Raw genomic sequence first — 2,439 nt, forward strand, 5'->3', positions numbered from 1 at the left:
TGATGGAGGGGACGTATTCCAATACAACAGGGGCTACCATCAACGCTACGCTGTATTTTGCCGCTGATGATCAAGGCGTGGTGGACATCAACGGGACGCAGGTAGCGAGCTATGACGATCAGGGAGAAAGTGGATCGCAGGCCTATCCCTCAACGGGCGGAGTGGTTTCGGTACCCGTAACGCTGGCCCCTGGCCCGGACGAAATTCTGTTTTACATTACCAATGGAGATTCAAGCACAACGGCGGCAAATCCTTCTGCCGGAATACTGAGCATTATTGGCACCGTGAATGGTACCAATCAGGTTTTAATCGACACGAATAGTAACTGGCTCTACACCCCGACCAGTGGATCCTCTTCAAGCGGGACTGTGACCGTAAATCCCGGCCAGACAGTGACCGGCACCAATCCCAATACGCACGCGCAGAGCATTCTTTGCAATAGCCCCATCAAGTGTATGGGTACGCAATGCCATGCGCTTTTTGGCAATCAGGATTTGCATTTCTCGGAGGCTTTGACTGCGCTCTCGGCGCTGCAGCAGATGGAGCAGAACATGCAGTGCGCCGATGGAACCAGTGTCGCGGCTGGAAACTGCCAGCCGATTATTTTTCAGGGGAAAGCAGATTACTGCCGGACCTGGCCATTTGGAGGCACTTTTACCAATAACTGTTGCAAGGAAGGGCTATCCGAAGCGAGTGGTATGAATATCGGAAAGTATCTCGAACTAGGAACGAATATGTGGGCTGCAGCCAACAATTCGGAACTGGATGCAAATGTTTCTGTTTTTGGTGATTTCCATGCCTGGAATGAGAGTGTTTACCACCAGTTTGATACATGGGCTTCAGATGGCTGGAGATATGTTACAGGAGCATTCAAAGGGGCAGCTCAGGCGGTTGAAAATGCTTTTGGACTGGGCGGAGCATCTGCAGCGAGCACGGCTGGCGGTGCTATCCAGACAGCAGCTACGGCTGCAAAAGCTGGGGCAAAAGCATCTCAGGGTTTAATTAGCGGATTACAAGATCAATTAGAGACTTGGCTAAAAGGAGAAGCCAAATATGTTCTAAAGCAGATTTTTGGGAATAGGTTAGGTGGTGAGATTTTTCAGCAAGCAGCTTCACTATATAAAGTGTTTGCGCCAGTTATAGGTTGGATAATGCTGGCTTATGAAGTATTCCAGATACTTCAAATTATCGCAGAAATACTAACTTCCTGCAAAAAGGAAGAGTTCAAATTGGGTGAAAAGCGCAAGGTGCATGAGTGCCAGAATCTAGGTACCTATTGCACCGAAAAGTTCCTGGGTTTCTGTCTGGAACACAAAGACATTTTCTGTTGTTACGGATCACCTCTGGATCGGATTATCGCATCCCAGATCAAGATAGGTCAGCCCAATGTGGCTGGCGGTTATGGCACACCCAAGAATCCAGATTGCAATGGCTTCACACCGCAGCAGCTTGGCAATGTGGACTGGAATAATGTATCTCTATCGGCCTGGACAGCAATGCTCCAGAAAGCGGGGTTGGTTGCCGGTAGCAATGCTGCTGGATCCGCAGAATACACACCAGGACAGATTGATCATCCGAATGGAGAGGTAAATGCGGATATGGCCCCCCAACCGGTAGAAGAATAGGAGATAATCATGCATAAAATAAAATGGAAAATCGTGTTACGCGGTAGTGTATTATTGGCTTGTGTAGGTTTATTGACGGGTTGCTCCGTAAGAAGCATGACGTTAGACGGTGGGCCAATACACGACAGGCCCAAGTCTGGCGTTAAATCCGTGGAACTAAATGCACTGTTCAAAAAAAATGATGCCAATATGAGTTCAATATCGGATAACAAACTGGCCACTATTTACGATCTGGAATATGTCGGTCCCGCTGCACTTCTGGCCCATGATGAATACACACAATCAGCGTCCGGCAACCTTTCTGCCTCAAAGAAACTGGCAAACCGGAATAGTTTGATGGGTCTTGGTAGTCAGGCGATGGTGGTATTTGGTCCTGGAATGGCAGTTCCCGGATTAGGGATTCTCATGGGGTTGGCTGCAGGCGAACCTCACGCCAACCCCGTACCTATTGGATATGACCACTTAGTTCATGAGCTCCATCAGAGAAAAGTTTTCTGGGTCTTACGATATGTTCCCGATGGGCATAACGTCGATTATCGGATCGACAATCTGGCGCATAGAGCGATTCTCTGGGCTGGAGATCTGGAACTGGCAGGCTGGGCCAGCGGAACATCGCCCAAGGCGGGAGATTCAATATATAGAATCAAGGGTGGAATCTGGAAGGCTTGGTCAGATGCGAATGTTGATTGGGCCTGGGAAGGCTATAAATATCTCCTACCTCCGACTATCCCCATCGTGCCCGCACGCATGGACTGGATCGTGCAATCCTGGAAGAACGCCAAGAAGGATCCTTTCTATGTGGTGAATCCCCACA

The 2,439-nt window shown here is 49.1% G+C and carries 2 protein-coding genes; both read left to right on the forward strand.

Annotation, left to right across the window (positions count from 1 at the left end; all coding sequences use genetic code 11):
* Positions 1 to 284: 284 nt before the first annotated feature.
* Positions 285 to 1,625, forward strand: a complete 1,341-nt coding sequence (traN, locus tag AC2VLY_RS07380) for a conjugal transfer protein TraN (RefSeq protein WP_486893517.1) — start codon at positions 285 to 287, stop codon at positions 1,623 to 1,625.
* 9 nt (positions 1,626 to 1,634) lie between these two features.
* The coding region (locus tag AC2VLY_RS07385) for a hypothetical protein (protein WP_486922028.1) at positions 1,635 to 2,439 on the forward strand (805 nt) is incomplete at its 3' end.

The organism is Acidithiobacillus sp. TH-A36 (assembly GCF_057473445.1).